Genomic DNA, 26,706 nt, shown 5'->3' on the forward strand with positions numbered 1-26,706 from the left:
CCATCGCGTCGGTGGAATGGTGCAGCAGCGCAACGGATGCTGAGAGGATGACCCTGCTGCGCACGGATGCGTCTCCGGGCGGCGTGACGGAAGACGAGCGAGGAGCGTGACGCGATGGGGCAGGACTCCGCGGGCGCCTCTCCGATGTCGAGCAGATCCAGCCAGGCCTACGAGGATCTTCGGGATCTGCTGCTCGCTGGGCGATTTCCGCCGAACACACGGCTCACCGAGGCTGAGCTGACGGACATGCTCGAGGTCTCGCGTGGAACGGTGCGGGCAGTTCTCGTCCGGCTGGTTCAGGAGGGGTACCTGACGAGCGAGCCGAACGTCGGCGTACGCACGCGCTTCATCTCGATCCCCGAGGCACTCGCGATCCTGGAGGCGCGCGAGACGCTCGAGTCTGCGCTGGCCGAGAAGGCCGCCGAGCGCGCCACAGACGAGGAGCTCGACGAGCTGGTCGAGGTCTGCGACGAGATGAGTGCTTCTGAGTACGTCGAGTCGGAGGCCGTGTACTCGCGACTGAACCGGCGGTTCCATCAGTTGATCAGGGACTCAGCACGGCAACCGATCCTCACGACCTTCGCCGACTCGCTCGTCTACCCGCTGGTGATGCGCCAGTACCGCGACCTGACGCATACGAGTCCGCGGCAGATGGCGCGGATCGAGCACCGGGCCATCCTGTCGGCTCTGCAGACGCGGAACACTGACGCTGCTGCCGCAGCCATGCGGCACCACACGGCGTCGGCCCGCCGATCGCTCCTCAAGAGCGTTCAGTCGGATCGAGATGACCCGGTTGAGTAGGTCGGGTGGAGGGGCGCGCCTCGGAGCCGGCGACTGAGTGCGGCACCGAGGAGAAGCGTCGGAATCGCCCCGGCGACGAGTGCCCATCGACTGCCGGCGTGCTCGCCGATGGCGCCGACCAGCGGCCCTCCCACGACCGCGCTGCCGGTCCAGCTGATGGCCCAGAGTGACATCACCCTTCCTCGCATGTCCGGCCGCGCCGCGAGCTGCATGACGGATTTGGCGGTGGCGTTGAGGCTCATGCTCGCGTAGCCGACGACGGCCAGCAGGGCGAGCTCGGTGAGGAGGGTCGGAGCCAGTGCCGCGGCGAGGCTCGCTACGCCCCAGCACAGGCAGGTGACAGGCAGCGTGCGATGGCTGGGAGGGGTGTCGCTCCCGGCCACGTTGATCCCCGCCACGACGGAGCCCACCGCCATTGCGGCTGCCATCCACCCATAGGTGCGAGCATCGCCGGAGAAGGCGTCGACGGCGAGGAGCGGCAGCGTCGTCGGGTACTCGTAGGCGAAGGTGCCGGTGACCGCCAGCATCAACAACGGCAGCGCGATCTCGGGGGTCCGCGCCGTGTACCGCCAGCCTTCCCGGAGTTGTCCTCGCTGCTTCGCCACGGGAGTGGAGGCCCGGATCTGGGATCCGCTCATCATCGCGAGGCTCAGGATGACGACGAGGAACGTCGCCGCGTTGACCAGCAGCGCCGTGGATGCGCCCAGCGTTGCGACCAGGGCGCCTCCGAGCAGCGCGCCCACCGCGCGCGCCACATTGACGGATACCGAGTTGAGCACCACGGCATTGGCGAGTACGTCGCGCTCGACCAGTTCGCCGATCAGGCCTTGCCGTGCCGGATTGTCGAGCACCAGCAACGACCCCATGACGAGGAGGACGACCAGGACAACGGGGTAGGACGCCCGATCGGTGTGGGTGAGCACGGCAAGGATCAGTGCCCCCACCGACGAAAGGGCTTGGGTGACGTACAGGACCTTGCGCTTGTTGCTCCGGTCGGCGACCAGGCCACCCCAGGGTCCGAGAACGAAGAGTGGCGCGAGCCTGGCTGCGATGGCGGTCCCGAGCGCCGCGCCGCTGTGGGTGAGATCGAGGACCAGGAAGGCGACGGCGACCAGCTGCATCTGGTTGCCGACCACCGAGACCGTCTGGCCGAGGAAGTAGAGCCGATAGTTCCGCACCCGCAAGGACGCGCCAGCCCGCCGGAAGCGGGCCACGAGCGCGGGGAGGTGGAGCTCGCCTGCGCCGAGCAACCTCGTCAACTGGCGAGGTAGCTGGTGCTCGCCGGGTCGAGTCGGACTCCCACCCTGTCGCCGGGCCTCACACCGGAGCCTGATCGGGCGAATGCGGTGATCCGCACCTCTGCGGCGCCCACGACGACCTCCAGCCGGTCGCCGAGGAACTCGGCGGACTCGACCACGGCGGTGAAGTCGCAGTCGCCTGGATCGTCGGTCGCCTCCAGGCGGCGTACCTCCACGTTCTCCGGGCGGACGAAGACGAACCCTCCCTCGCCCTGGGTCCCCGTCGATCCGGCAGTCCGCCGCCCACAGTGCAGGGTGCCGACTGCCGTGCTCGCAAGCACATCACCCGCGGTGTCCTGGGACGCCAGCTCCACCGGCACCAGGTTCGCACTGCCGATGAAGTCCGCCACGAAGGCGGTGCGCGGGAAGTCGTAGACCTCTTCGGGAGTTCCGATCTGCTCCACCACGCCGCTGTTCATCACCACCACCGTGTCGGACATCGTCAGTGCCTCGGTCTGGTCGTGGGTGACGAAGAGCGCGGTGATCCCGAATCGCTGCTGGAACTCGCGGAGCTCGTGCCGCAACCGGACCCGGAGCTTCGCGTCCAGGTTCGACAGTGGCTCGTCGAGCAGGAGCACCTCCGGGTCGCCGAGGAGCGCCCGGGCCAGGGCCAGGCGTTGCTGTTGTCCGCCGCTCAGCTGCGTTGCCCAGCGGTCGGCCATACCGGCCAGGCCCACCTGCTCGAGCACCTCGAGCGTCCGGGTGCGGGCGTCGCGCCTCGGCATCCGGTGGCGGCCGTGGCGCAGGGGGAAGGCGGCGTTGTCCAGCACCGTCATGTGGGGCCAGATGCCGTAGGACTGGGGCACCATCGCGATGGGCCGGTCCTCGGTCCGGACGATGCGTCCTCCGGCGGAGTCGAAGACGACCTTGCCGCCCATGGTGATCCGCCCCTCCGTCGCCTGCTCCAGCCCGGCCACGCAGCGCAGTGTCGTGGTCTTGCCGCAGCCGCTCGGCCCGAGCAGGGTGACCAGGGATCCTTGTGGAATCTCGAAGGAGACGCCGTCGATGGCGTAGGCCGACCCCTTCTTGACGGCCCGGTCGTAGGACTTCCGCAGCCCTTCGATCAGGACGCTCCCCGACGGACTTGGCGTTGTCGCCTTCATGTCGTTCGCCCTCCGGTTGCTTAACACGGTCATGCTGCTTCCTCCACTCCGCCGCGGCGGTTGACCAACCACATGGTGATCATCGAGACGACGAGGAGAGTCACCGCCAGGGCGCTCGCCTCCGGGTAGTTGACACTCGAGGTGAAGCTGTCCCACAGGAGCACCACGAGCGTCTTGTTGTCCGAGCCGGTCAGCAGCAGCGCGATCGGCAGCTCGCCGAGGGCGTGGGCGAAGACCCAGAACCAACAGGTGACCAGTGCGGGCCTGAGCAGTGGCAGCACGACCGTGCGGGTCACGGTGAGACGCGAGGCGCCGGCGACCCTCGCCGCCTCCACCAACCCGTCGTCGAGTTGCATGAGGGCCGTGTGGACCACGCGTGATCCGCGGGGCAGGAACCGAGTCACCAGGGCGACGACGATGATCCACACCGTTCCATAGATGCCGACGGGAACGAAGAGGTAGACGAAGAGCACTGAGACTCCCAGGACCACGCTCGGAATGCCGAAGACGAGGAAGGTCGACTCGAACAGGAAGGTGCTCCCGGGAAACTGGCGCCGTGCCGCGGCAAGCGCCAGCCAGATCGAGATCGCCGTGGTCACCGTGGCGGTCACCAGGACCACTTCGGCGGTGTTGATCAGGACCTGTCCGAACTCGCTGCTGGTGAACACGTTCCGGTACGGCGCCAGGGTCATGCTGTTCAGGCCCGACAGGCTCATCGGCCGGCTGTGAGGGGAGAGGCTGGTCCACAGCAGCGCAAGGATCGGAAGGACGACGGCGATCGCCATGTAGACCAGGACCAGTGCGACCAGTGGCAGGCGCCAGCGGCCGAGAGAGGTCCGGTTGGCGCGGTAGCCCTTGCCCGAGACCACCTTGAAGCGGTCGGCATCGCGGACCCTCCGACGGTAGACCAGCAGCATCACCATCGAGAGCACGAGGACCAGGACGCCGTACGCGCTGGCCTGGCCGTAGTTGGCGACACCGCTCGGAGGCTGGAGCGAGTACTGGATCAGGCTGCTGTAGACGAAGATCTGGTGCGGAAGGCCGAGGATGGCCGGGATGGCGAAGCCTTCGAGCACCACGACGACCATGAGCATGGATGCTGCTGCCACGGCAGGGACGACGAGCGGGAAGACGATCAGACGCAGGCGCCGAGTCAGTGAGGCGCCCGCGGTGGCGGCGGCCTCTTCGAGCTCAGGATTGAGCCGTGCGAAAGCCGGCGCGAGCATCAGGTACATGCTCGGCATGCCGAAGATCCCGGTCACCATGATCATCCCCGGCAACGAGTAGATGTTCAGCTGCAGACCGAGGAGCTGGCGGAGCATCACGGCCAGCGGACCGTTGGCAGGGTTGGCCGCCAGCGCCCAAGCGATCGCAGTGACCGTCACGGGAATGGCCATTGGCGCAAGCGCTGCCGGTCCGAGGAGTCGCCTTCCGGGAAGGTCGGTGCGCTCGAACAGGTACGCCAGGCTGAGGCTGAGTGCCAGAGCGACGGCGAGTGAGCCGACGACGTAGATCGCCGTGTTCAGCGTGACCGAGCCGATCCTGGATGAGGAGAAGACTGCCTGGAAGTTGGAGAGGGAGAGGCCGGGCACTTGGAACGGAAGCTCCGTGGTGGTGGGCTTCAGGCTGCTGTAGATCAGGATCGCCAGCGGCACCAGCACGAGGTAGCTGACCAGGATGATCATCGCGAGGTTCACCAGCGGGCCGAGCAGGGATCCTGCTCTGCTCCGCCTTCTCGGCGTGTGACCGCTTCCTCGACGAGGAGGATCCGTTGCTGCGACCACCGGTTCGGTCGTCGTCATGCCCATGTGTCCTCATCTCTCCGTTCGTGATGGTCGACGTCTAGCCGACGTCGGTCCCGAGGGCCTTCTCCGCCTGGGGGAAGAAGTCCGTGAGCTGGTTGTACGCCGCGATGTCGGGCGTCGGGAACCACTCGAGGTGGGCAGCACAGATCGCTGTGAGCACCGCGTTCTGACCGGGGTCTGAGCAGTCGGTGCTCGCCGGGATCCGTGAGTTGTAGGTCTTGGCCAGGGCCGCCTGCGCCTCGTCACTGGAGAGGAAGGAGGTCAGGAGGACGGCCGCGGCGGGATGCGGTGCGCCCGTGGGCACGTACAGGTAGCTCTCGTTCGCGTTGGTCGGCGAGATCGGGGCGACCGCGACCGGGGCGCCCTTCGCCTGCGCGTCGAGCACGAGGTTGATCAGGCTGGTGCCGATGCTCACCTGTCCGGACTCGATCGGCGCCTCCGACTCCGTCGTCGTCGGGGTGTAGTGCGGCTTCTGGGCGGCGAACTTCGTCGCCCAGGCGGTGGCCTTGGCCGCCCCGAGATCCGGGTCGAGGTCCCAGGCGGTCATGAAGGACGCACGTGCCTCTGCCGAGATCTTCCCGCCGGACCACTTCGGGTCGAGCAGGTCGTCCCAGCTCTTCGGTACGTCGGCGGCGGAGACCTTGTCGGTGTTGTAGGCCCAGACCTTCGGCACGGCCCAGATGTAGACGAACTTCTTCTCGAAGATGTCGTCACTCCCGATGCCGTACTTCGTCCAGTCGACGTCGTCGGCGAGGGGCGCCGACGGAACGACCGTGAGCCCTCCGGCATTGGCAACGTCGACAGAGACCTTGTGGGCCGCCTGCTCGACCTTGATCTGACTCACCTGGTCAGGAGCCTTGGTGTTGGTGTACTTCACCTTGATACCGGGGTACTTCTTCTCGAACAGGTCGATGGCCGGCTGCATCTGCTCGATCGGCTTCGGTGCTGACCAGTTGACCACGCCGTCGTCCTCGGCCTGGCTGATGAGCTTGTCCATGGACGTGGGCAGATCTGCTGCCGACGACGTACTGCCGCCGCAGGCCGTGAGACCTGCTCCGGTCACCAGCAGCGCAGCCGCCAGGGCGAGCGGTCGACTGCGCCATTGCATGTTGTTCATTGTTCCTCCTTTGGAACCTGTCGAACTGTCGTTCAGTGCCGTCGAGCGTGTGCTCATCGGGTGGCCGGGGGGCCGTAGACGCGGGTGGCGTTGCCGCTGAGGACCGCGGAGAGCGCGTCCTCGTCGAGCCAGTGGAGGCGCTCCTCGATGCCGTCGCGCAGTTCACGCAGCGAGCCCTCGGAGGCCGGGAAGTTGGACCCCCACATCACCTTGTGGGCTCCGAAGGTCTCGACCAGGCGCTTGAGCACCTCGGTCGTGTCGGCGCCGGGCTCGGCGTCGAGCCGGTTGAGTGCCGGTGGCGTGATCTTGAGGTGGACGCCGTCGTACTTCGCCAGTTGGCCCAACTCATCGAGCAGGGCGTACGGCGGCCCGCCGGCCGCATTGGGCCGGCCCAGGTGGTCCAGCAGGACCGTCAGGCCTGGATGCGATCCGAGGACCTGGAGGAGCTTGTCCGTGTCCTTGGAGTGCATCTGGATGCAGACCGGAACCTCCTGTGCGGCGACGTACTCCCACACGCCGGCCATCCGCTCGTCGGCCACGCCGGAGCCGGGGGTGGGCACCTTGGTGGTGCCGTCGGAGACGCGGATGCGAACTCCTGAGAAGCCGCGCTCCTCGATCCAGTGGCGCAGGTCCGCCACCGCCGTGTCGGCGAGGAAGTCGACGGAGCAGACACCGATCAGTCGGTCGGGGTAGCGGGCGAGGGCATCGGCGGCGTACGAACTGTCGAATCCATAGACCGTCGAGGCGTGCACGAGGGCGGCCCGTTGCACGCCGGCGTCATCGAGCGCTCGGATGAGCCCATCGACGTCGACCGGCCGCACCTGTGACCACTCCGAGTGTGTGCCCCCCAGAGGGGAGTGCGGATAGGTGGCGGTGTCAGGGGAGATGGCGTGAGTGTGGGTGTCGAAGTAGTCCATCAACGCTCCTCAGGTGTGTAGGTGCCGACGTGCTTCTCAAAGGGGGCGAAGAGCTCACGCGCATCGAGTTCGGTCCGGATGACCTCCTGCTCACGGGCGTAACGGATCGCGGTCTCCAAGGCGCCGATCAGGGAGTCGGTGATGCCGTGGTCCACGACGAGCTCGCGCGTGGTGCCGCCGGGCTCGGCCGGCCGGGCGGCATCGATGCCGGCGGCGAGGGCGCGGTAGACGGCCGCCGCTGCGGCCGGGTCGTTCTCCAGGAGGTCGCGTCGGACGACGGCGAGGTGGTTGATCGGCACCCAGTGGTGCTGCGCGAGCCAGCTCTGCTGCTGTTCGCTCCAGTTGTTGATGAGCGGAGCCAGCCCTTCGACGTGGTCGGCGGACCGGGTGCCCATCACGACTGCTTCCACCTCACCGGCGCGCAGTGCGTCGACGAGTCTGGAGTCGGTGCGCTCGACATTGGTCGGCTCCTGATACGTCGGGACGTGTGCCCCTTCGGTCGTCACCCAGGTGACCTCCTCGGCTCGCACACCATAGGTGTCGCTCAGGACACCCCGGACCCACAGGCCCGTGGTCTGGCTGTAGGCCCGGACCCCCACTCGCCGTCCACGGAGATCCTCAGGACGCAGATGCTGCTCACCCCATCCCCAGAGGGAGCGGTGGTGGAAGTTGCCGTGGAGGACCACCGGCAGGGGGACGATCGGCACACCGGCCTCCAGCGCCTGGAAGAGCGTCGCGATCGCGAGCTCGCAGACGTCGTAACGCAGCTCGCGCACCATGGGGGCGAAGGCGCGGTTGATCGGTTCGACCTCGGCGTACTCGACCTCGTAGCCCTCGACGGGAATGCTTCCGTCCAGCAACGGGGCCGTGTGCGGGTATTCGCGCAGCGCGATCGTCAGCGGCGACGACACGGTGCTCACGCTCCCAACCGGTCGGAGCTGACGCCGAGTGCCACCGACGTGCGCTCGACCAGCTCGTCGTAGACGACGGGTCGTGGGAGCAGGCCCTGGGCCTCGGCGAAGCGCGCGGCGGACTCCACGGCGGGGCGCAGCGCCGCGAACCCGACGGGGTTGAGCGGCGGGCCGGTCCTGTCGGCGTTGCGGGCCTCGAGGTCCGCGGCAAGCGCGTCGTACATCGCAAGGATGGCTCCCGGGACGGCGCGTGCGGTCGAGCCGCGGGCGGCGATCACGTGGTTCACCGGTACGAAGCCAGTCCGGACCGACCACGCAGCCGCTGCGGCGGCCGGCTCCGGGATGATGCTCCTGATTCGAGCGTCGTCGGGACGGTCGTTGCCCATGATCGCGAAGTCGACACGCCCGCTCAGCAGATCGTCGGCGAGGGAGGCGCCCTCCTCGGCAGGGGTCACGAAGGGCGGCTCGGCCTGCTCCGGCACATGGCCCCTGCTGTAGGTCCGCCACGTGATGGAGCTGAGGTCGACGCCGTGCTGCTCGGCGAGGATCCCTCGTACCCACACGCCGGTCGTCTGGCTCCAGGCTCGCACCCCGCCGGTCCGGCCGGCGAGGTCGGTCACGTCCAGCGGCTCTGCGCTGATCAGGGTCTGGTGCTGCTGGCGGCCGAGCGCCGTGAGGGGAAGGAAGAGGACATCCTTGTCGAAGGCCACGGCCTGGAGCAGAGTGACGATGGCGATCTCGCTGACGTCGAAGCTCGTCTGGTCCACGAAGGCGCGGAATCCCTTGTGTACAGGGCGGAGCGGCGAGGCCACGACGGGGCCGACGCCATCGTCGGAAGCCAGAGCTGCCGCCGCGATCTCGGCAAGCGCGGGGTCATTGATCAGCAGGTCGAGCGCCATGTCGATATCGGTGGAGGTCATGACAGGGCCTTCCTTTCAGGGCTGGGATGGGGCTGGGGGGACATGGGCGCTCAGACGTCCTCGGCGAAGTGCAGCCGTCGGTAGGGGACGCTGAGCACCTCCCGGCTGATACGCACGTCGATCACCGTCGGACCCGGGTTGGCGAGGTACCTTCCGACCGCTTGCTGCAGGTCGGCCATCGTGCGAACGGTGGCTCCGCTGCCGCCCATGGCGAGAGCGATCGCCCCCAGGTCGGGTGACGGAATGGCCGAGAGCTCCGGGCGCAGCCCGTGGGCAGCAGACTTGTGGAACTCGGCGCCGAGTGCCTCGTCGTTCATCACGACGATGAGGACGGGCCAGCCGTAGCGGACGGCGGTGTCGAACTCGGCCAGGTGCATGATGAAGCTCGCGTCACCCTCGATGACGACGGTGGGCTGACGGCCCCGGCCCAAGCTCCAGCCCATCGTGATGAGCGGTGCCTGTCCGATGGCGCCGAACATGCCGTAGTTGCTGACGATCTCCCGCGGACGCGTGAAGAGCATGGTGCCGAAGTCGACCTGGTGCCCGCTGCCGAGCACGAGTGGAAGCTCTTGCGGCATCAGCTCGTCGAGAGCCAGGACGACCTCGCGAGGGTCGAGGCGCCCTTCCTCGCGGTGGAACGACTCGCGCAAGGTGTCGGCCTCCCGCAGCCGGGCGGCGATGTCCTCGTCGTGGAAGCCCTCGCTTCGAGTTGGGTTGTTGCGGAGGACCTCGAGCAGCCGGTCGAGCGAAGCGCGAGCGTCGCCGCGGACGTAGCAGTCGACCGGCTGACCGGTGCCAGTGACGACCTGGTCGGCGTGATCGAGCTGGATCATCCGCGCCGCCGGGTAGAGGTAGCCGTGTTCGGTGGTGAACTGGTTGAGGCTCGCCCCGACGGCAATCACACAGTCGGCCTCCTGGAGCAGCTCGTGTGCCGCCTGAGTGCCGTAGAGGCCCGAGATCCCGGCGTAGTAGGGCGTGCGGTCCCGAAGCCAGTTCTTCACCTGCAGGGTCGTTGCGACGAGCGCCCGGGTCAGCTCGGCCAGCTCGACGACCTGGTCGCCTGCGTCGGCGGTCCGTGCACCCCGCCCGATCAGGACGACGACCCGCTTGCTCTCCTCGATGATCGCCGCCGCCTCCCGGATCCTTGCCGGGTCGGGGATCCGGGGAGCGGCGTCGACCAGCTCGGTCGACGTCAGATAGAAGGGTGCACCATCGAACTCCTCGAGCTGGACGTCGAAGGGTGCGCTCACCATGACCGGCCGGGACTTGGTCCGGGCCAGCCAGAATGCCCGCCGAACCGCGTCCTGGGCCTTGGTGGCCGTCAACACGTGGACGAACTCGCACTCGACGCCTTCGGCGAACTTCTGCTGGTCCAAGTACTGCGTCGCGGTGAGGTCACCACGGGCGGACTCGCCACAGAAGAGCACCATCGGGGTCCGGGCGCGGCTGGCACACACCAGGCTGGTGGCGAGTTGGGTGACGCCGGGACCACTCGTGGTGGTGGCGACCCCAACCTTCCCGGCCCCTCGCGCCCATCCGTCAGCCATGGCGAGGCCGGAGCCCTCATGGCGCGCCTCGAGGAGTTCGACGCCCCGCTCGGCCATCGCATTCATCCAGTGCATGTTGGCGTCGCCCATCATCCCGTAAACGGTGGTGGCACCCTCGGCGACGAACGCCTCCGCCATTGCCTCATAGACCTTCACGATCGGTTGTCCTCTCCTGTGTTCGTCTTGTCGTTGCTGCTGGCAGGTCGGCCGCGTCAGGAGACGGCGACCGGGATGGAGAGCGCTGTCTCGGGCAGGGTGATCCCGCGCTCGTCGAGGGCGGCCGCGAGCCGGGGGAAGACCCGCAGCGCATTGCCCGACGAGATCGCCGAGAGGTCGTCCTGGCTCACTCCGTCCAAGGACTCCAGCAGCGACCTGGTGTCGTCGTATCGCCGCCCTCGCGACGGGTCGATGCCGCGGACGGCGCCGATCATCTCGGAGGCGAAGAGGATGTTGGAGGAGGGCACCGTGTCGACGAGGAGCTGCATTCCGCGCTGCCAGTAGACGCAGGTGTCGAAGAAGACGTTGCGCCCGATGAGCTCGATGAGATCACCGCGGCCCTGGTCCAGCATGACGCCCTGGTAACGGCCCCAGTGGTAGGGCACTGCGCCGCCGCCGTGCGGGATGATCAACTTCAGGTCGGGGAAGTCCCGGAAGAGATCGGAGAGGCACAGTTGCATGAAGGCGGTGGTGTCACCGTTCAGGTAGTGGGCGCAGGTGCCGTGCACAGCCGGGTTCGCCGACATCGACGCATGCACCATCGCAGGCACGCCGAGCTCGACCATCGCCTCGTAGAGGGGGTAGTAGGAGCGGTCCGTGATCGGGGGCGCCGCCCAGCTCCCGTCCGAGGGATCGGGGTTGAGATTGCAGCCGACGAAGCCGAGGTCCTCGACACATCGGTGCAGCTCCTCGACACAGGCGTCGATCGGCGATCCCGGCGACTGCGGCAGCTGCGCCACTCCGACGAAGCTCTGTGGGAAGAGCTGGACCGCCCGGTACACCGTGTCGTTGGCGAGACGCGACCAGGTGGTGCTGGTCTCCTGATCGCCGTAGTGGTGCGCCATCTTTCCTGCGATCGGCGACAGGAGGGAGAGGTCGATGCCGTGTTCCGCCTGCAGAGCCAGTTGGCCACTCGTGAGCGCCTGGACCAGCTCGTCGTCTGAGATCTCGATGCCGTCGGGTGAGAGGTGCCCGCCGTGCTCCTCATATTCCGCGATCTGGCGGTCGCGCCACTCCTTGAGGGCGTCGGGGACGGTGGTGAAGTGCGTGTGGCAGTCGATGTACATGGATGCCTCCTCAGGGGGACGGGAATCAGCGACCGGCGAGGGCACGGCCGCGGTCGAGACCGGGGTACTTCACGACAGGGGCGGTCAGGAGCACTCGGTAGCCGTCGGCAAGAACCTGCTCGACGTTCGCCTGCGTGACATGCGGGTGGGCGACCGCGACGCCATGTGCGGCGCACGTCGCGAGAACCCGTCGCTTCAGCTCCAGGACGGTCGGATGCTCATACTCGCGAGGGAGCCCGAGCTCCTGGCTGAGGTCGCCCTCGCCGATCATGATCAGGCCGATGCCGGGAACTTCGCCCAGGATGTCGTCGAGGTTCTCGATCGCCTGGACGCTCTCGATCATCAGGACGACGAGGATCTCCCCGGAGGGGGCGAGGGGCCAGACATCGGCCCGCTGGTAGTACTCCGAGGTGGGGATGCCCCAGTACCGGGCCGCCCACGCCGGGCTGTCTCCGCGGAGCCCCGGCGGTTCTTCCTTGGGCCGGTCCAGCCGGGGATAGCGACAGGCGGACACCGCATTGCGCGCGTCCTCCACGGTGTCGATGTGGGGCCAGACGACGCCGAAGGCTCCGAGATCGAGAGCCTGCTTGGCGTGCCACTGCGAGCGCTCCCCGCCGTTGGCCGGAATTCGCACGATGGGTGTGATGGGAGCAGTGACCGTCTCGGCGCCGACGAGCTGACGCCGGTCGAGCAGGTACTGCAGGGCGTCCTTGAGCAATGGGGCATCCCACGGCTTGTGCTCCGCTTCGAAGAGGACCAGGTCGTAGGCGACGTCGCGCACAGAGACAGCCGCGGCCGGCTCGGGTGCGGCAAAGCCGCCGAAGACAGTCGCACCCTGCTCGAGGAGCGCGATGACACGGTTGAGGCGAGTCATGCGCCCGACTTCCTCGCGTGGGTTCGGGCCTGACGAGAGGCTCGTAGATCGCGGACGCGCCGCCACACGCGACCGAGCCAGGCGGTGAGGCGCTGCGCTGCTGGGGTGTGCGGAACCAGAGCGGCGCCCCGGCCGGCGGTCGCGGGGTCCCGTTCGGCGCAGGTCGCCTCGAGTTTCTCGCTGAACGTCCGGGTCATCCGGTCAACGACGACTGCCGCACCCGTGGTGACCAAGGACGCCAGCTGTCCGTTCAGTTCGATGACGCCGTCGAGAGCGACCTCCGAGCCGGTCGCCGTGGGGCTCACGGCGAAGGCCGCGTTCCCCTGGACTCGTGTGGACCCGCGGGAGTCGGCGCCTCGCGCCTCCATCCGTCCGGTCCGCTCGGCCTCATCCAGGTCCAACGAGATGCGCGCGGCGAATCCGACCTTGATCGCGGCGAACTTGACGGCGAGACGAGCATCGAAGGTTCCGTCCTCATGCTGCTCTCCCAGCTCGGACCCGTCGATGCAGGAGACGACCGTGGCCGGGTCCGACAGCACCTCCCACACGATCTCGGGCGGGTGGGGCACGCGAATGCGTTCCGCGATGGTGATCAAGCTGCATCTCCTACCAAGAGTTGTTTAACAATCTGGTTCGATGGCCGACCGTAGCAACATTCGTGGGGGATGTGAAGGGGGTCACACAAATCGACGAAATTAGTCAGCTAGGCGCTGTTGTCGCGCTCGATCGCCGAGCGTACGGCGTCGATTTCTCAGCCCTCCGCACGGTGCGTGGCGGCACGTTGCGTGCTACGGTCAACTCAATTGTCTAACAAAACATGGAGCCCCGATGAAGTCTTTGACCCTTGCGCTCGGCCACTACGCCCACTCGGCTGCGGTGGAGGACGGCCGGGCGCCGGTGGACGGTTACGTCACCAAGCCGGTGGAGGTGCGGCCGATCATTGCCGCGTACCGGCGCATGATTCGCGACCTCGAGTTCGATGTCTGCGAGCTCGCGCCCGTCTCTTACCTCATGGCCCGGGATGCCGGCATCCCGTTGGTCGCCATCCCTGTGTTCCTCAATCGCCGTTTCCATCACGGGGACATCCAGTGCTCACCGAACTCCGGCATCCGGACACCCCGGGACCTCGAGGGGCGTCGTGTCGGCGTTCGTGCTTATTCGGTGAGCACGGGGGTGTGGGCGCGCGGTGTCCTCACCGAGGAGTACGGCGTGAACCTGAGCCAGGTCACCTGGGTCGTCGACGACGATGACCACATCGAGGGCCGCTCGCCCGACAACGTCGAACGCGTCGAGGACGGACGGTCCCTGGGCGAACTGTTGGCGGCGTCCGAGATCGACGCGGCCTTCACCGGCAACGCCGGGACGGGACGCGCCGGGAACCCGGCGACGGGATGGGAGGCGGCCGCGGACGAGCCGGCGTCGACGTACCCGCTCTTCGCCGACCACGAGGTGCTCGAGCGTGACTACTACCTGCGCACGGGGATCTATCCGCTGCACTCGGTCGTCGTGCTGCGCGCCGAGCTCGTCGAGCAGGATCCGGACCTGCCCACCAAGCTCTACGCCGCGTTCTGTGACGGCAAGCGCGCCGCGCTCGACGAGGATCCGGATTTCACTGCGCTCCCGCGGCTCGCTCGTCAGGGAGCCATGATCGGGTCAGACCCCATCCCGTACGGCGTCGATTCGAACGCCGCGACGCTCGCAGCGCTTCAGCGCTTCAGTGCCGATCAGGGTCTCCTACGTGGCCAGCCTGAGGCGCTCTTCGCGCCGGGCGACTATCCCGACTGCTGACCCAAGCCACTCACCAAGCCGAACCAGCCCAAGGAGCAGAAGAAGCATCATGCATGTCGTCGACAGTCACTGCCACATCATCTCGCCCAACACGGATCTCTTTCCGCGCTCGCCGTTGGGAGGGAAGCAGTCGGCGTGGGCGAGCGATCGGCCCGTGACGGCGGAGGGACTCCTCGCGCTGATGGACGAGTCAGGCATCGACCAGGCAGTCCTCGTCCAGGCCACCACCGCCTACGGCTACGACAACAGCTACGTGATCGACTCCGCGCAGAGGTGGCCCGACCGCTTCGCGGCTGTCGGAACCTTCGATCCGCTCGCGACGGACGCTGCCGGTCGGCTCGCCAAGGGAATCGCCGAGGGACTCGTCGGTGTCCGATTGTTCACGACGGGTAGCACCATGTCCGAACAGGGAATGTGGTTCGCCGAGGAGTCGACGGACGAGTTCTGGACCGCTGCCTCGAAGGCCCGCATCCCCGTCTGCCTCCAGCTCCGATTGGGTGAAGACACCCGTGCGGCCCTCGACCTGCTGCTGAGTCGACACCCGGAGGCGACGGTGCTGTTGGACCACTGCGGATACCCGGACGTTGTCGCGTCGCCGGGTGCGGCGGCGGAGCTGGTCACCTCCTTCGCCGGTGCTGGCGGCCTGAATCTCAAGCTCACACATCGCACCCTCGAAGGCCTCCAGCATCTCGGACCGTCCGCGGCGGCCGACTTCCTCGAGCCACTCTTTGCGAAGTTCGGTGCTGAGCGGGTGGCGTGGGGCTCCAACTGTCCGGCCGCCGACCAGCCGATGTCGGAACTCGTTGCACTGGCTCGCGACGTCCTTGGTTCCTATGACGATGACACGCAGGCGGCGGTCTTCGGTGGAACGGTGAGCCGGCTCTACTCGCTGGCCTGACGCGCTGGAGGTCGGACGCCAAGAGGAGAAGCCCGGATGAACCTGGAGATCGTGCAATCCGAGGCGACGGGACAGTCGAGCCGGTCCGTCCAGGCGTACGAGGACCTGCGCAATCTCATCGTCTCCGGCCATTTCGTGCCGAACGCGCGATTGACCGAGGCGGAGCTGACGACTCTCCTCGACGTGTCCCGCGGCACCGTGCGATCGGTGATCGTCCGGCTGGCTCAGGAGGGATATCTGACCAGGGAACCGAATCGCGGCGTGCGAACGCGACTCTTCACCGTCGAGGAGGCCGCAGCTGTGCTCGAGGCTCGCGAGACACTCGAGTCGGCGCTTGCAGGGAAGTGCGCAGAGCGGGCGACCGACAGCGAGGTCGAGCTGCTCGGCGCGACGTGGGACGAGATGCGCGAGGCGGATCAGACCGGTGACGCTGCGCGGTACTCGGAACTCAACAGGGCGTTTCACCGCTACATCCGCGAGGGCGCCCGGCAGCCGATCATGGTGGGTTTCGTTGATCGTCTGATGTACCCACTGGTGATGCGTCAGTTCCGGGACCAGACCCGCTCACACCCGCGGGCGAACTCGTTGGGCGAGCACGAGGCGATCCTTGCCGCCATCCGCACGCGCAATGCGGACGCGGCTGCGGCGGCGATGCGCCACCACGTCTCGTCGGCGCGGCGGGCGCTGCTGCTCAGTACTGCGCGCTGACTCCTGGCGTGGACCGTTGATCTTCGGTGTCGCGGGTACCAGCACTCCATGTACTCCGACCTCAAGCCGTGCCGGATCTGTGGCTCCGACGTCGAGCTCCGGCCGCACCAGACCGACCAGGTCGCCGAGCCTGACGGCACGCCGGACGACCGTGTCTGCATGAATCCGGACTGCCCCAGCCACACCAGCGACGAGATGCCCTGAAATGACCTGAGGCCCTGATCGCTCAGGGCCTCAGACAGTTGTGTGGCGGGTGAAGGATTCGAACCTTCGAAGCTTTCGCGACGGATTTACAGTCCGCTCCCATTGGCCGCTCGGGCAACCCGCCTCAGATCAACGCAGGAGACGATAGCGCAGGGTGGGCGGCGACTAGAAAACGGCGTCGAGCCTGATCAGGCCGTACGCCGACACCAACTCCTCCACCCCGTCCGACGCGGTCCACGCCCCGATCGAGGCGATCTGGTGCACGCCACGTCCCGAGCCCACGGCGGCGGCCCGGTCGAACTGCTCGAGGTCATCGGCCCGAACCGGTTCCGAGCCGATCGACACGCGATCGGCCAGCAGTGCAACGGTGACACTCGGCAGCGCCGGTGCCTGCGGAGTGACCCAGGTGCCATCAGGCCGGCCGAGGACGAGGGACCAGGTCGTGCCCTCGCTGAGCAGGCCCTGCCCGGTGACGAAGAGCGAGTCGTCGAGGCCTTCGGCGAGGGCCGCGTCCCGCTCGGCGAACTCGGGGGCGGTCAGGGTGTGCTTCATCTCCGGCCGGAAGCGGTCGTGCCGGACAGCGCGTACGCGCAGCGGGACGTCGGAGGGGGTCACGGCGCGCGTGGACGCAGCGATCTCCAGGTCACGGGTCCCGACGGCGAGCCGCACGAGGATCGGCAGGTCGACAGCCTCGACGGCGGCGTACACCGCCTCGACCATCGCCTCACGCGAGACGGGCTCACCGAAGAGGGCCGCGCTGTCCCGCTGCAGCCGCGAGACGTGGCGCTCCCAGCCACGCACGCCCACGCCGCCCCGGGAGTCCGGGGAGCCCGGCAGGGCGTCGACGCGCATCGTCGTGAAGCATCCGTAGTTCTGACTCATCGCGCTCGCATGGTAGGACCTCCGCATGACTCTGGGTCGCAGCGGCGGGGAAGCGCGCCTGCTGCACGTGCTGCTCGTCGACAACCACGACTCCTACACCTTCAACCTCGCCGCGCAGTTGACGTCTGCCGGCGCCGAGGTACGGGTGCTGGTCAACGACGATCCGGCTCTCCTGGCGGTCGACACCGCCGATCTCGATGCCCTCGTCATCTCGCCCGGTCCTGGCACGCCGTTGAATCCCGACGACGTCGGCCACACGCCCGCCGTGCTCGACCTCCTCGACCAGACGCCGGTGCTCGGTGTCTGTCTGGGGCATCAGCTGCTCGGCGTACGTGCGGGTGCGGCGATCGTGAGGATCGAGCCGCACCACGGGCACGTCTCGGAGGTGACGCACGACGGCACCGGCCCCTTCGCAGGGCTTCCCTCACCGCTGAGGGCCACGCGCTATCACTCGCTTGCGATCGAGCCGTCACACGGCATCCGGGTCACGGCGACCGCCGAGGACGGCGTGGTGATGGGGCTCGCGGTCGTCGGCCGGCCGTGGTGGGGCGTGCAGTTCCACCCCGAGTCGATCGCGACGGAGTACGGCGACCGGATGGTCTCAAGCTTCCTCGACACGCTCCGCGCGTGGGAGCCCAGATGATCGGAGAGTACTTGGTCGACCATCCTGACGGCACCGTCCTCTCCGGCACGTCCGACACTGTCGCCACGTACGTCGCCGGTGACGGCGTGCGGATCGACGGACATGTCGTCGCCACAGATCTCTGGGACTGGCTCGACGGTCTCCACGGCACGTGGGTCGGCTACCTCGGCTATGGCGTCGGTGATCGAGAGCAGCGGTCGGTGACGTCGCCGGCCGGTGTCCCTGATGCGCTGTGGATGCGAGTCGATGAGGTCCGGGAGGCTGGTCCTGAGGCCGCCTTCGCGGCAGTGAACGAACGTTCATTCACTCGTGGAGCGGGCCTCCCGACCAGCAACCCCGACCAGCAGGCGTATCTCGCCGCGATCGGGACGATCAAGGAGCACCTTGCGGCCGGAGAGTCCTACGAGGTCTGCCTGACGCGGACGCTCTCTCTCGCTCCGCACCCCGACCCGTTCGCCCTGTTCCTCGCGATGCGCGAGGCCTCGCCGACCGGGCGCAACGTCTACCTTCGATCCGGTGACGTCGCGATCGCGTCGGCCACGCCCGAGGAGTTCCTCTCCATCACGCCCGGCGGCGTCGTGAGCTCGAGTCCGATCAAGGGCACTGCGCCACGTCACCACGACGACCGCACGGCGGACCGTGCTGCGGCCGACGAGCTGACGTCGGACCCCAAGACCCGCGCCGAGAACCTGATGATCGTCGACCTCGTCCGCAACGACCTCAACCGGGTCTGCGAGCCCGGATCCGTCACGGTCCCGCGGTTCCTGGAGGTCGAGTCGTACAGCACGGTGCACCAGCTCGTCTCGACCGTCACCGGACGACTTGCGCCCACGCGCACGAGGGTCGACGCGATCCGCGCCGCGTTTCCGCCGGGATCGATGACGGGGGCGCCCAAGGAGCGCACGATGCAGATCATCGACGCCCTCGAGCAGGTGCCGCGAGGTGTCTACTCCGGTGCGATCGGCATCCTGACCGCTGACGGAGGCGCGGACCTGCGGGTCGTGATCAGGACCGCCGTCACCACCCCCGACGCCACGACGATCGGCACCGGCGGGGCGATCGTCTGGGCCTCGGATCCCGAGCAGGAATGGGAGGAGACGGAGCTCAAACTCAAGGCCGTCCTGTCGGCGTACGACCGCACCCGAGCCGCCCTAGACTGAGGCCCATGGCTGACTCCTCCTTCGACATCGTGAGCAAGCTCGACCGCCAGGAGGTCGACAACGCGCTCTCCCAGACCGCCCGCGAGATCTCGACGCGCTTCGACTTCAAGGGCACCGGCGCGACGATCGAGTGGAAGGGCGACGAGGCGATCGAGATCACCGCCAGCGCCGACGACCGTGCCTCGGCGGTCCTGAGCGTCTTCCAGGACAAGCTGATCAAGCGCAACCAGAGCCTCAAGATCCTCGACGCCTCCGAGCCGCGCCAGTCGGGCCAGCAGAGCAAGATCGACATCAAGCTCAAGGAGGGCATCACCTCCGAGGACGCCAAGAAGATCGGCAAGCTGATCCGCGACGAGGGCCCCAAGTCGGTCAAGGCGCAGATCCAGGGTGACGAGCTCCGCGTCTCCTCCAAGAGCCGCGACGACCTCCAGGCCGTGCAGGCCCTCGTGAAGGGCCACGACTGGGACTTCGCGGTGCAGTTCGTCAACTATCGCTGAGCACCTCAGAGCCGTCTGCGGAACCTCCGTTCTGCATAACGGAACCGTTTTGGTGCGGTCGTGATGGCCATCACACCATCGTTCCGTGACTCAGACCTCCACCTCTCGGACCCGGCCCGCCTGGCTCGTGGTCGCTCTCTGTTGGCTCGTCGTGATCTTCGACGGCTATGACCTGATCGTCTACGGCACGACCATCCCCTCGCTCCTCGGTGAGAAGGACTGGCACCTGACGCCCGACGGCGCCGGCCACATCGGATCGCTCGCGTTCCTCGGCATGCTCGTCGGCGCGCTCTCCGGTGGCGCCATCGCCGACATCCTCGGCCGCCGGCTCACGATCATCACCGCCATCGTCTGGTTCTCGCTCTTCACCGGGCTGACCGGCTTCGCCGACGGGCCGGGCATGTTCGGCCTCCTCCGCTTCGTCGCGGGTCTGGGCCTCGGCGCCCTCGTGCCGAGCTCCAACGCGATCGCCGCCGAGTTCGTCAAGGACCGCCACCGCTCGATCGCGGCCACCGCGATGATGTCGGGTGTCCCGGTCGGCGGCTCGATCGCCGCCATCATCGGCCTCAAGGTCCTCACCGACCCGAGCGACTGGCCGACCCTGTACTTCCTCGCCTTCGCCGGCCTCGCCCTCGCCGTCCTCGTCGTGGTCGCCCTGCCCGAGTCGCCGACCTGGCTGCGCAGCAAGGGCCGCGCCGCCGAGGCCGACGTGATCGACGCACGCTACGGGCTGGAGAAGGCCAGCGACGACCTCGCCCACGTCACCAGGGCCAGCGTCCTCGAGGTCTTCAAGCCGGCGTACGTCGTCGCCACCCTGCTCTTCTTCGTGGCGACCACTGCGACGATGTTCGCCTGGTACGGCCTCGGCACGTGGCTGCCCAAGCTGACGAAGGCCGACGTCCGCTTCGACCTCGGGTCCGACCCGCTGACCTACCTGCTCGCGCTCAACCTCGGCGCGGTCGCCGTCTCGGTCGTCACCGCCTGGACCGCCACCCGTTTCGGCGCGCTGCGGGTCGCGATCATCGCCGCCTTCGTCGGCGCGATCAGCCTCGCGGTCCTCACGACCTTCCCGAGCTCGATCGCCGTGGTCTACCTGCTGCTGATCCTGGCCGGAGTCGGCTCGCACGGCACGCTCTGCCTGATCATCTCGGCGATCGCCAGCCACTTCCCGCCGAACCTCCGAGGCACAGCGCTCGGTACGGCCCTCGGTGGAGGGCGGGTGGGAGCCGTCATCGCTCCGACCGCCGCAGGATGGCTGCTCGACCGCGACCCGACGAGTGCGGCGCCCAGCATCGTCCTCTTCGCCGTCGCCTCAGGCGTCGGCGCCGTCCTCCTGCTCCTGACGTACGTCGTCGCGAAGCCGGCCTCGGACCGGACCGTCCTGCAGCTCGCCCACTGAGCTCACAACCCGCGCTCAGGCTCCGGTGGCGATCCCGCTGGTGTTGAACTCCGAGTCCTTGCGCGACAGCTGATCGATCCGCTCCTCCGGGCTGAGCGCCTCCAGCGCGGCCATGAGGAGCGGATCGACGTTGTAGACCGCCGGCGACTCGGTGAGCGGCACCACGGTGTGCACCAGCCGGTCGGCGTAGACGTGCGTGAGGTTGATCGACTGGGCACCGTCGACGCCACGCAGGATGGCGGCCGCGGGCGTGGGATCGACGGTGTAGCAGGAGGCAGACGCGACCGAGACCGGGATCCCATCGGCGAAGGTCGAGTAGGTCGAGTAGTGCAGGTGCCCGGCGAGGATCCCACGCACGTCGGTGCCCTCGAGCACGGCGGCGAAGGAGTCGTGGTCGTAGAGGCCGATGATCGCGTCGACCGGGGCGAGCGGCAGCGGGATCGGCGGGTGGTGCATCCCGATGATGGTGCCGTGCTCCGCCGGCTCGCTGAGCTCCTCACGGAGCCACTCCAGTTGGTCGGCGTCGACCAGCCCGTGGTGATAACCGGGCACGGTGGAGTCGAGCGAGATCACCCGAAGCCCGTCGACGTCGTACACCCGGTCCTGCGGGTCGTCCGACGGCCAGCCGAAGAGCTCCGTCGCATAGGCCGGCCGCTCGTCGTGGTTGCCCATCACCCAGACCAGCTCGGCCCCCATGTCCTCGGCGACCGGCGCGACCAGCGACTTCAGCCGCTCGTAGGCCTGCGGCTCGGCGATGTCGGCCAGGTCGCCCGTCACCAGCACGACGTCCGGCACATGCGCGAGCCGGGAGAGCCGGTCCAGTGCCAGCCGCAGCCCCACCTCCGGGTCCACCACGCCGTACTGCCGCGCCCCGCCGGCCAACAGGTGCGTGTCCGACAGGTGCGCGATCGTGTGGAGCGGATCGGGATAGAGGTCGAGATGCACGCCTCCACAGTAGAGACGACATTCGGCTCCCGTTCACAGGACGGTCGACTCCGGGACCTACCGTCCCCGTGTGCTCACGCGTGGTCTCCTCGGCAGCCTCTGTGTGCTGCTCGGCGGCTGGGTCGTGGCCACGCTGCCGGACTCGACACCGATGCTGCGCCATCACCTGCTCGTGTCGCTGCGCGACCACGAGGCCGGACGCATGGCCGGACTCACGGTGATCATGCTCGGCCTCGGACTCCTTGCGCACGCATGGCTCCGACTCCGCGTGGTCGTCGGCGGGCTGGACACCGCCGACGGCCTCGGCCTCGCCCGGTTCGCGACCGTCCTCTGGGCCGCGCCGCTCCTGATCGCGCCGCCGCTCTTCTCCCGCGACGGCTGGTCGTACGCCGCCCAGGGCGCGCTCGTCGCCGCCGGGATCAGTCCCTACCAGCACGGACCGTGGATCCTCGAGGGCCCGGTGCACGAGGCGGTCGACCCGCGCTGGTGGTTCACGCCGACGCCGTACGGCCCGCTGCCGGTCTGGTGGGGCGCCGAGATGGCGCACCACACCGGCAACCCGCTCATGCTGGCGATCGGTCACCGGGTGCTCGCGCTGGTCGGCCTCGTCCTCCTCGCCTGGGCGATGCCGCGGCTGGCCCGCTGGACCGGCGTCAACCCCGCCGTCGCCACCGTGCTGGTGATCGCGAGCCCGATGATGATCGCCAACGGCGTCGGCGGCCTGCACAACGACCTGCTGATGATCGGCCTCATGGCGGCGGCCCTCGTCGTCGGAGTCGAGCGGCACTGGGCGCTCGGTGCCCTGCTCGCCGGCCTCGCCGCGGCCGTGAAGCTTCCCGGCGGCCTGGTCGCGCTCGGCATCGTGCTGGCCACCGTGCCGGTCGCCGCCTCCCTCGCCCAGCGTGCCCGTCGTGCCGTCGAGGTGGGTGTGGTCGCGCTCGGCGTGCTGCTCGGCCTCGGCGTGGTCAGCGGCCTCGGTCACGGCTGGATCGCCGCCCTCGGCGTCCCGGGCACGGTCAACACCCTGCTCACGCCCGCGGTCATCGTCGGCGGCATCGCCGACTGGACCTCAGGCATGCTCCATCTCGGGACCGAACCTGCCTTCTTCATCGGGGTCCTGCGCAAGCTCGGCACCGTCGCCACGCTCGCGGTCCTGGCCTGGGTCGCGCTCCGATGGCGGACGGGCGACCGCAGGAGTGCTGTCACGGCCGTCGCCGTCATCGTCGGCGCCCTGGTGCTCTTCAGCCCTGTCGTCCAGCTCTGGTACTTCCTCTGGCCGCTGCCGTTCCTCGCCGCCGTCCAGATGCCGGCCCGCGGACGGGTCGCACTCGTGATCGGCATGATCGTCGCCGGCCTGATCGCCCCGCTCGACCCGTCACTCCACGGTGCCTACGTCGCGATCGTCCTGACGGTCGCCATGGGCCTGCTGGTCGTCGGCGTCCTGTGGCTGCTCAACCGCAGCACCCTCAGGGCCGTCTTCGGCTCACGCCGTCAGCACGGCCTCGCGCCCGCTGATCCGGGCGTGCAGGCCGAGCAGCTGCTCCACGGAGGCTGACCAGGGGAACTGCTCGGCGCGGGCACGTGCCGCCGCCCGTCGCTGATCCACCGGTCGCGCCGCCACCGCCAGTACGGCGTCCGCCAGTGCCGCGGGGAGCGGAGCGCCCCACGCACCGGACCAACGGTCGACCAGCTCCCGGGCGCCACCACGGTCGGCCGTGATCACCGGCGTGCCGGAGGCGAGCGCCTCGAGGACGGCGAGGCCGAACGTCTCGGCCGGGCAGCACGAGAGCGACACATCGGCCTCGGCGATGCGGCGGGCCAGCTCGACCCTGTCGCCGAGGTGGCCGCGGAACGTCACGGGGACGCCCGCGGACATGGCCAGCAGCTCGTCGAGCATGGGGCCCTCGCCGTACACGTCGAGGTGGACGGGGAGGCCGCGGCGGTGGAGTTCGACGGCGGTGCCCACGGCGAGCTGCGGCGACTTCTCGGGGGAGAGACGGCCGACGTGGATCAGGCGCAGCACGTCGGAGGGGACGTGCGGCCGGCGCCGGAAGAGGTCGAGGTCGACGCCGAGCGGGATCTTGGTCATCGGGGTGCCGGCGGCGTCGGCGAGGCGCTGGAACTCGCGGCGCGCGTAGTGCGAGGTCACGACGACGTTGTCGAAGGAGCGGACCAGGATCCGGTTGAGCAGGCCGATGGAGACCTTGGTCGTGGTCTCCAGACCGGTGCGCAGCGTCACCTGGTCGTCGAGCCGCTCGTGGCTGAAGAGCACCGTGCCGACACCGTTGCGCCGGGCCCACCAGGTGACCGGGACGAGGGTGAACTTGTCGGAGAGCTCCAGCGACGTGGGCGCCCACGACTCGAGGATGTCGATCACCCGCCACGGCTCGAGGATCAGGCGGTAACCGCCGCCGACCCGAGGAGCACGCACCTCGACGACGGGACCGTGCGGGCCGTCGTACCGCCGGTCGGTCTCGCCGGGGACGACGAGCAGCCGCTCGCAGCCGGCCTCGGCGTAGCCCGCGCCGAGCGCCTCGAGTGCGGTCTTCATGCCGCCTGACCGAGGGCCGACGAAGTTGGCGAGCTGGGCGATCCGCACGCGGTGACCTTCCCGGACGCAGGTGAACGGGGTGGGGCGGCTGTGTGGATGTCGTGCGAACCGCCCCGGGACCGAGCACCGGCCTCGAGCAGGTGCTCACCGGCTCAGCGCGTGGTGCGGCAGGTCGTGCGGTAGGTGAGGGCGGAGCCGAGCGTGGCGACGGGGTACGCCGCGAGGAAGCCGATCAGGCAGAGGCAGCCGCCCGCGAAGGTCATCATCAACGCGAGGACCGCCCAGACCAGGACGGGTCCGGGGTGGCGCGCGGTCAGCTGCAGAGCCTCGCGGACCGCCTCCACCGGACTGTTGCCGGTGGCCAGCGCGACGACGGGTACGGAGTAGAGCAGCACCGCCGCGACGAGGCCGGGCAGGAGCCACAGGGCGAGGCCGAGGCCGCAGATCGCGCCGACCGTCGCGCCGACGGCGAGCATGCGCGGCCAGGCGATCGGCGGTGTCGGGTGCCCGGCCTCGAGCAGGGCCGCCCGGCCCAGCGGGGCGCCGAGGACGATCACGAGCGCGAGGGTGAGCCCGGCGACGAAGGCCGTCGACAGCCGCCCGCTGATCCCGTCCTCGCCGAGGCTCGGTAGGAAGAAGGCGAACGGCAGCGAGATCACGGAGATGGCCAGCAGCGGCAGCGCCGCGAGGCCGACGAAGCGGGTCACGTCAGCACGGAAGAGGTCGAGCGCGGTCGCCAGCGTCGTCTCGACCGACCACGGCTCGTCGATCTCGTCGGGCTCGTCCACACGCGTGATTCTGCCCGAGCTCACCGCCCGCCCGCGAAGGCGTGCAGTGAGGACGTCTGGGCGTGGGACCATGGGCCCTGTGACCAACCCGGAGCGCAATCCCCAGGTGCTCGACTGCACCTCGGGTGGCCGCGCGACGGTCGAGCTCATCACCCCGCGCGACGTCCCCCTGGGCGGGCCGCGTGCGATGACCGTACGGCGGACGCTGCCGTCCCGTTCGCGGTCCCTGATCGGTGCCTGGTGCTTCCTCGACCACTACGGCCCGGACGACGTGGCCGAGACCGGTGGGATGAAGGTCGCGCCGCACCCGCACATCGGGCTCCAGACCGTGTCGTGGCTCTTCACCGGTGAGATCGAGCACCGTGACTCGGCCGGCAACCACGCGATCGTGCGGCCCGGTGAGGTCAACCTGATGACGGGCGGCCGTGGCATCTCGCACTCGGAGATCTCCTCCGACGACCACCCGGTCCTGCGCGGCGCGCAGCTGTGGACGGCCCTGCCGGACTCCGCCCGCGACACCGAGCCGCGCTTCGACCACTACGTCCCACCCGAGATCACCGGTGAGGGCTGGGCGGTGCGGGTCTTCCTCGGCTCCCTGCTCGGGTCGACGTCGCCGGTCGAGACCTTCACGCCGCTGCTCGGTGCCGAACTCCTGCTCGAGGCGGGGGCGACGCTGTCGTTCGCCCTCGATCCGGCCTTCGAACACGGGGTGCTCGTGGACACGGGAGGGGTCGCCGTACGGGTGGACGGCGGGATCCTGCCCAGCGGCGGCGAGGCGACGATGGTGGTCAAGGACGTCCTCGCCTACACCGCCCCGGGCGCCATGACCATGACCGTGCAGGCCAACGAGTCGACCCGCCTCCTGCTGCTCGGCGGGCCGCCGTTCGGCGAGTCGATCGTGATGTGGTGGAACTTCATCGGCCGCACGCACGAGGAGATCGTCGAGGCGCGGGACGCCTGGCAGGCGGCGATCACCGACGCGTCCTCGGGTGCGGTGGTGCCGGATTCGCAGCTGGTCTCGGCGTCGCAGTTCGGCACGGTGCTGGGCGACCACCTGCCGCCCATCCCGGCGCCTCCGCTGCCCAACCTCCGGCTCCGATCCCGCCGATGAGTAGGCAGTGACTCCCCGATTTTGTGCCGATCGGGGCGACCGGTAATCTTCTCGGTCGTTGCCCCCTTAGCTCAGTGGTAGAGCACTTCCATGGTAAGGAAGGGGTCGTCCGTTCAATCCGGACAGGGGGCTCTGTGGCGGGGTAGCTCAGGCGGTTAGAGCGCACGACTCATAATCGTGAGGTCGCGGGTTCGATCCCCGCCCCCGCTACCAAGTTCCATCCGGCGTCACCAGCGCAACACCACGAGCACCACCCACCATAAGGACTTCCCAATGGCCTCCAAGAGCAGCGACGTTCGCCCCAAGATCACTCTTGCGTGCAATGAGTGCAAGGAGCGCAACTACATCACGAAGAAGAACCGCCGCAACGACCCCGACCGCATCGAGCTGTCGAAGTTCTGCCCGCGCTGCCGCTGCCACCAGCCGCACCGCGAGACGCGCTGAGTCGCAGCGATCGACTGACGCAGTTTCTAGAAGACCCCGCCCTCGTGGCGGGGTCTTCTACATTTCCAGCACACTTGGGCGTGACCGATCTTGGGCGCGACCGATCGTGCAT

27 protein-coding genes and 3 tRNA genes are annotated in these 26,706 nt (G+C 68.6%); 14 read left to right on the top strand and 16 right to left on the bottom strand.

The features are described from left to right. Nucleotides 1-114: 114 nt before the first annotated feature. Nucleotides 115-801, top strand: a complete 687-nt coding sequence (locus tag LH076_RS01075; RefSeq protein ID WP_227782127.1) for a GntR family transcriptional regulator — start codon at nt 115-117, stop codon at nt 799-801. On the opposite strand, the gene LH076_RS01080 is transcribed toward LH076_RS01075, so the two are convergent. The 11 genes from LH076_RS01080 to LH076_RS01130 are packed head-to-tail and all read right to left on the bottom strand — an operon-like array spanning nt 771 to nt 13,172. Continuing rightward, nucleotides 771-2,060: an MFS transporter gene (locus tag LH076_RS01080; RefSeq protein ID WP_227782128.1), complete on the bottom strand. Its 1,290-nt coding sequence runs from the start codon at nt 2,058-2,060 to the stop codon at nt 771-773. The two genes, LH076_RS01075 and LH076_RS01080, sit on opposite strands and share 31 nt — an antisense overlap. Next, a complete protein-coding gene (locus LH076_RS01085; RefSeq protein WP_227782129.1) occupies nt 2,057-3,202 on the bottom strand; it encodes an ABC transporter ATP-binding protein in 1,146 nt (381 codons plus the stop codon). The genes LH076_RS01080 and LH076_RS01085 overlap by 4 nt, the downstream gene beginning before the upstream one ends. A 29-nt stretch (nt 3,203-3,231) precedes the next feature. Further along, nucleotides 3,232-5,004 (bottom strand): ABC transporter permease, encoded by a 1,773-nt coding sequence (locus LH076_RS01090; protein WP_227782130.1) that lies wholly within the window; start codon nt 5,002-5,004, stop codon nt 3,232-3,234. Between the two features lie 40 nt (nt 5,005-5,044). Then, nucleotides 5,045-6,124 (bottom strand): ABC transporter substrate-binding protein, encoded by a 1,080-nt coding sequence (locus tag LH076_RS01095; protein ID WP_227782131.1) that lies wholly within the window; start codon nt 6,122-6,124, stop codon nt 5,045-5,047. A 53-nt stretch (nt 6,125-6,177) separates the two neighbouring features. Next, nucleotides 6,178-7,041: an amidohydrolase family protein gene (locus tag LH076_RS01100; protein WP_227782132.1), complete on the bottom strand. Its 864-nt coding sequence runs from the start codon at nt 7,039-7,041 to the stop codon at nt 6,178-6,180. Continuing rightward, the gene (locus tag LH076_RS01105) at nt 7,041-7,961 is read right to left on the bottom strand and encodes a hypothetical protein (RefSeq protein ID WP_227782133.1); all 921 of its coding nucleotides are present in this window, start codon (nt 7,959-7,961) and stop codon (nt 7,041-7,043) included. Before LH076_RS01105 ends, LH076_RS01100 begins: the two co-directional genes overlap by 1 nt. Next, entirely contained in the window at nt 7,958-8,872 is a 915-nt protein-coding gene (locus LH076_RS01110) for a hypothetical protein (RefSeq protein ID WP_227782134.1), read from the bottom strand. The genes LH076_RS01105 and LH076_RS01110 overlap by 4 nt, the downstream gene beginning before the upstream one ends. A 50-nt stretch (nt 8,873-8,922) precedes the next feature. Next, nucleotides 8,923-10,575, bottom strand: a complete 1,653-nt coding sequence (locus LH076_RS01115; RefSeq protein ID WP_227782135.1) for a thiamine pyrophosphate-binding protein — start codon at nt 10,573-10,575, stop codon at nt 8,923-8,925. A gap of 56 nt (nt 10,576-10,631) precedes the next feature. Then, on the bottom strand, nt 10,632-11,702 hold the full coding sequence (locus tag LH076_RS01120; RefSeq protein ID WP_227782136.1) for an amidohydrolase family protein: 1,071 nt from the start codon (nt 11,700-11,702) through the stop codon (nt 10,632-10,634). Nucleotides 11,703-11,727: 25 nt separating this feature from the next. Then, the gene (locus LH076_RS01125) at nt 11,728-12,576 is read right to left on the bottom strand and encodes an HpcH/HpaI aldolase family protein (RefSeq protein ID WP_227782137.1); all 849 of its coding nucleotides are present in this window, start codon (nt 12,574-12,576) and stop codon (nt 11,728-11,730) included. Then, the gene (locus LH076_RS01130) at nt 12,573-13,172 is read right to left on the bottom strand and encodes an SRPBCC domain-containing protein (protein ID WP_415753138.1); all 600 of its coding nucleotides are present in this window, start codon (nt 13,170-13,172) and stop codon (nt 12,573-12,575) included. Before LH076_RS01130 ends, LH076_RS01125 begins: the two co-directional genes overlap by 4 nt. A 232-nt stretch (nt 13,173-13,404) precedes the next feature. Between LH076_RS01130 and LH076_RS01135 the strand changes: the two genes are divergently transcribed. The 4 genes from LH076_RS01135 to LH076_RS01150 are packed head-to-tail and all read left to right on the top strand — an operon-like array spanning nt 13,405 to nt 16,174. Further along, nucleotides 13,405-14,364 (top strand): ABC transporter substrate-binding protein, encoded by a 960-nt coding sequence (locus tag LH076_RS01135; RefSeq protein ID WP_227782139.1) that lies wholly within the window; start codon nt 13,405-13,407, stop codon nt 14,362-14,364. Nucleotides 14,365-14,413: 49 nt separating this feature from the next. Beyond that, entirely contained in the window at nt 14,414-15,262 is an 849-nt protein-coding gene (locus tag LH076_RS01140; protein ID WP_227782140.1) for an amidohydrolase family protein, read from the top strand. Nucleotides 15,263-15,298: 36 nt separating this feature from the next. After that, a complete protein-coding gene (locus tag LH076_RS01145) occupies nt 15,299-15,970 on the top strand; it encodes a GntR family transcriptional regulator (RefSeq protein ID WP_227782141.1) in 672 nt (223 codons plus the stop codon). Between the two features lie 48 nt (nt 15,971-16,018). Beyond that, nucleotides 16,019-16,174 (top strand): hypothetical protein, encoded by a 156-nt coding sequence (locus tag LH076_RS01150; RefSeq protein ID WP_227782142.1) that lies wholly within the window; start codon nt 16,019-16,021, stop codon nt 16,172-16,174. A 43-nt stretch (nt 16,175-16,217) separates the two neighbouring features. Here LH076_RS01150 and LH076_RS01155 read toward each other — a convergent pair. Both LH076_RS01155 and LH076_RS01160 read right to left on the bottom strand, forming a co-directional pair. Beyond that, nucleotides 16,218-16,298 (bottom strand) — tRNA-Tyr (locus LH076_RS01155). Nucleotides 16,299-16,339: 41 nt separating this feature from the next. Beyond that, complete coding sequence (locus LH076_RS01160) at nt 16,340-17,056, bottom strand: aminotransferase class IV (protein WP_227782143.1); 717 nt, start codon at nt 17,054-17,056, stop codon at nt 16,340-16,342. A 25-nt stretch (nt 17,057-17,081) separates the two neighbouring features. Between LH076_RS01160 and LH076_RS01165 the strand changes: the two genes are divergently transcribed. The 4 genes from LH076_RS01165 (at nt 17,082) to LH076_RS01180 (ending at nt 20,755) form a co-directional block, all read left to right on the top strand. Next, nucleotides 17,082-17,699, top strand: a complete 618-nt coding sequence (locus tag LH076_RS01165) for an anthranilate synthase component II (RefSeq protein ID WP_227782144.1) — start codon at nt 17,082-17,084, stop codon at nt 17,697-17,699. Continuing rightward, nucleotides 17,696-18,859: an anthranilate synthase component I family protein gene (locus LH076_RS01170; protein ID WP_227782145.1), complete on the top strand. Its 1,164-nt coding sequence runs from the start codon at nt 17,696-17,698 to the stop codon at nt 18,857-18,859. Before LH076_RS01165 ends, LH076_RS01170 begins: the two co-directional genes overlap by 4 nt. A 5-nt stretch (nt 18,860-18,864) precedes the next feature. Continuing rightward, nucleotides 18,865-19,356, top strand: a complete 492-nt coding sequence (locus LH076_RS01175; RefSeq protein WP_227782146.1) for a YajQ family cyclic di-GMP-binding protein — start codon at nt 18,865-18,867, stop codon at nt 19,354-19,356. Nucleotides 19,357-19,441: 85 nt separating this feature from the next. Continuing rightward, nucleotides 19,442-20,755, top strand: a complete 1,314-nt coding sequence (locus tag LH076_RS01180; protein WP_227782147.1) for an MFS transporter — start codon at nt 19,442-19,444, stop codon at nt 20,753-20,755. A 15-nt stretch (nt 20,756-20,770) separates the two neighbouring features. Here the strand turns inward: LH076_RS01180 and LH076_RS01185 are convergent, their stop codons facing one another. Continuing rightward, the gene (locus LH076_RS01185) at nt 20,771-21,700 is read right to left on the bottom strand and encodes a phosphodiesterase (protein WP_227782148.1); all 930 of its coding nucleotides are present in this window, start codon (nt 21,698-21,700) and stop codon (nt 20,771-20,773) included. 70 nt (nt 21,701-21,770) lie between these two features. On the opposite strand from LH076_RS01185, the gene mptB reads away from it, so the two are divergent. Further along, a complete protein-coding gene (gene mptB, locus LH076_RS01190) occupies nt 21,771-23,255 on the top strand; it encodes a polyprenol phosphomannose-dependent alpha 1,6 mannosyltransferase MptB (protein ID WP_227782149.1) in 1,485 nt (494 codons plus the stop codon). On the opposite strand, the gene LH076_RS01195 is transcribed toward mptB, so the two are convergent. Together LH076_RS01195 and LH076_RS01200 are read right to left on the bottom strand one after the other, a co-directional pair. Further along, complete coding sequence (locus LH076_RS01195; RefSeq protein ID WP_227782150.1) at nt 23,184-24,299, bottom strand: glycosyltransferase; 1,116 nt, start codon at nt 24,297-24,299, stop codon at nt 23,184-23,186. The genes mptB and LH076_RS01195 overlap by 72 nt on opposite strands. A gap of 104 nt (nt 24,300-24,403) precedes the next feature. After that, a complete protein-coding gene (locus LH076_RS01200) occupies nt 24,404-25,039 on the bottom strand; it encodes a hypothetical protein (RefSeq protein ID WP_227782151.1) in 636 nt (211 codons plus the stop codon). Between the two features lie 70 nt (nt 25,040-25,109). Here LH076_RS01200 and LH076_RS01205 point away from each other — a divergent pair, with 70 nt between their 5' ends. The 4 genes from LH076_RS01205 to rpmG all read left to right on the top strand — a co-directional run bounded on the left by LH076_RS01205 (nt 25,110) and on the right by rpmG (nt 26,594). Continuing rightward, nucleotides 25,110-26,150 carry a pirin family protein gene (locus LH076_RS01205; RefSeq protein WP_227782152.1) on the top strand — a complete coding sequence of 347 codons (1,041 nt, stop codon included), beginning with the start codon at nt 25,110-25,112 and terminating at the stop codon, nt 26,148-26,150. 60 nt (nt 26,151-26,210) lie between these two features. After that, nucleotides 26,211-26,282 (top strand) — tRNA-Thr (locus tag LH076_RS01210). A gap of 4 nt (nt 26,283-26,286) precedes the next feature. Further along, nucleotides 26,287-26,363, top strand: a tRNA-Met gene (locus LH076_RS01215). Between the two features lie 60 nt (nt 26,364-26,423). After that, nucleotides 26,424-26,594: a 50S ribosomal protein L33 gene (gene rpmG, locus LH076_RS01220; RefSeq protein WP_227782153.1), complete on the top strand. Its 171-nt coding sequence runs from the start codon at nt 26,424-26,426 to the stop codon at nt 26,592-26,594. Nucleotides 26,595-26,706 lie beyond the last annotated feature (112 nt).

Origin of the sequence: Nocardioides sp. Kera G14, from assembly GCF_020715565.1 — a bacterium.
In the GTDB taxonomy this organism is placed as follows: Bacteria; Actinomycetota; Actinomycetes; order Propionibacteriales; family Nocardioidaceae; genus Nocardioides.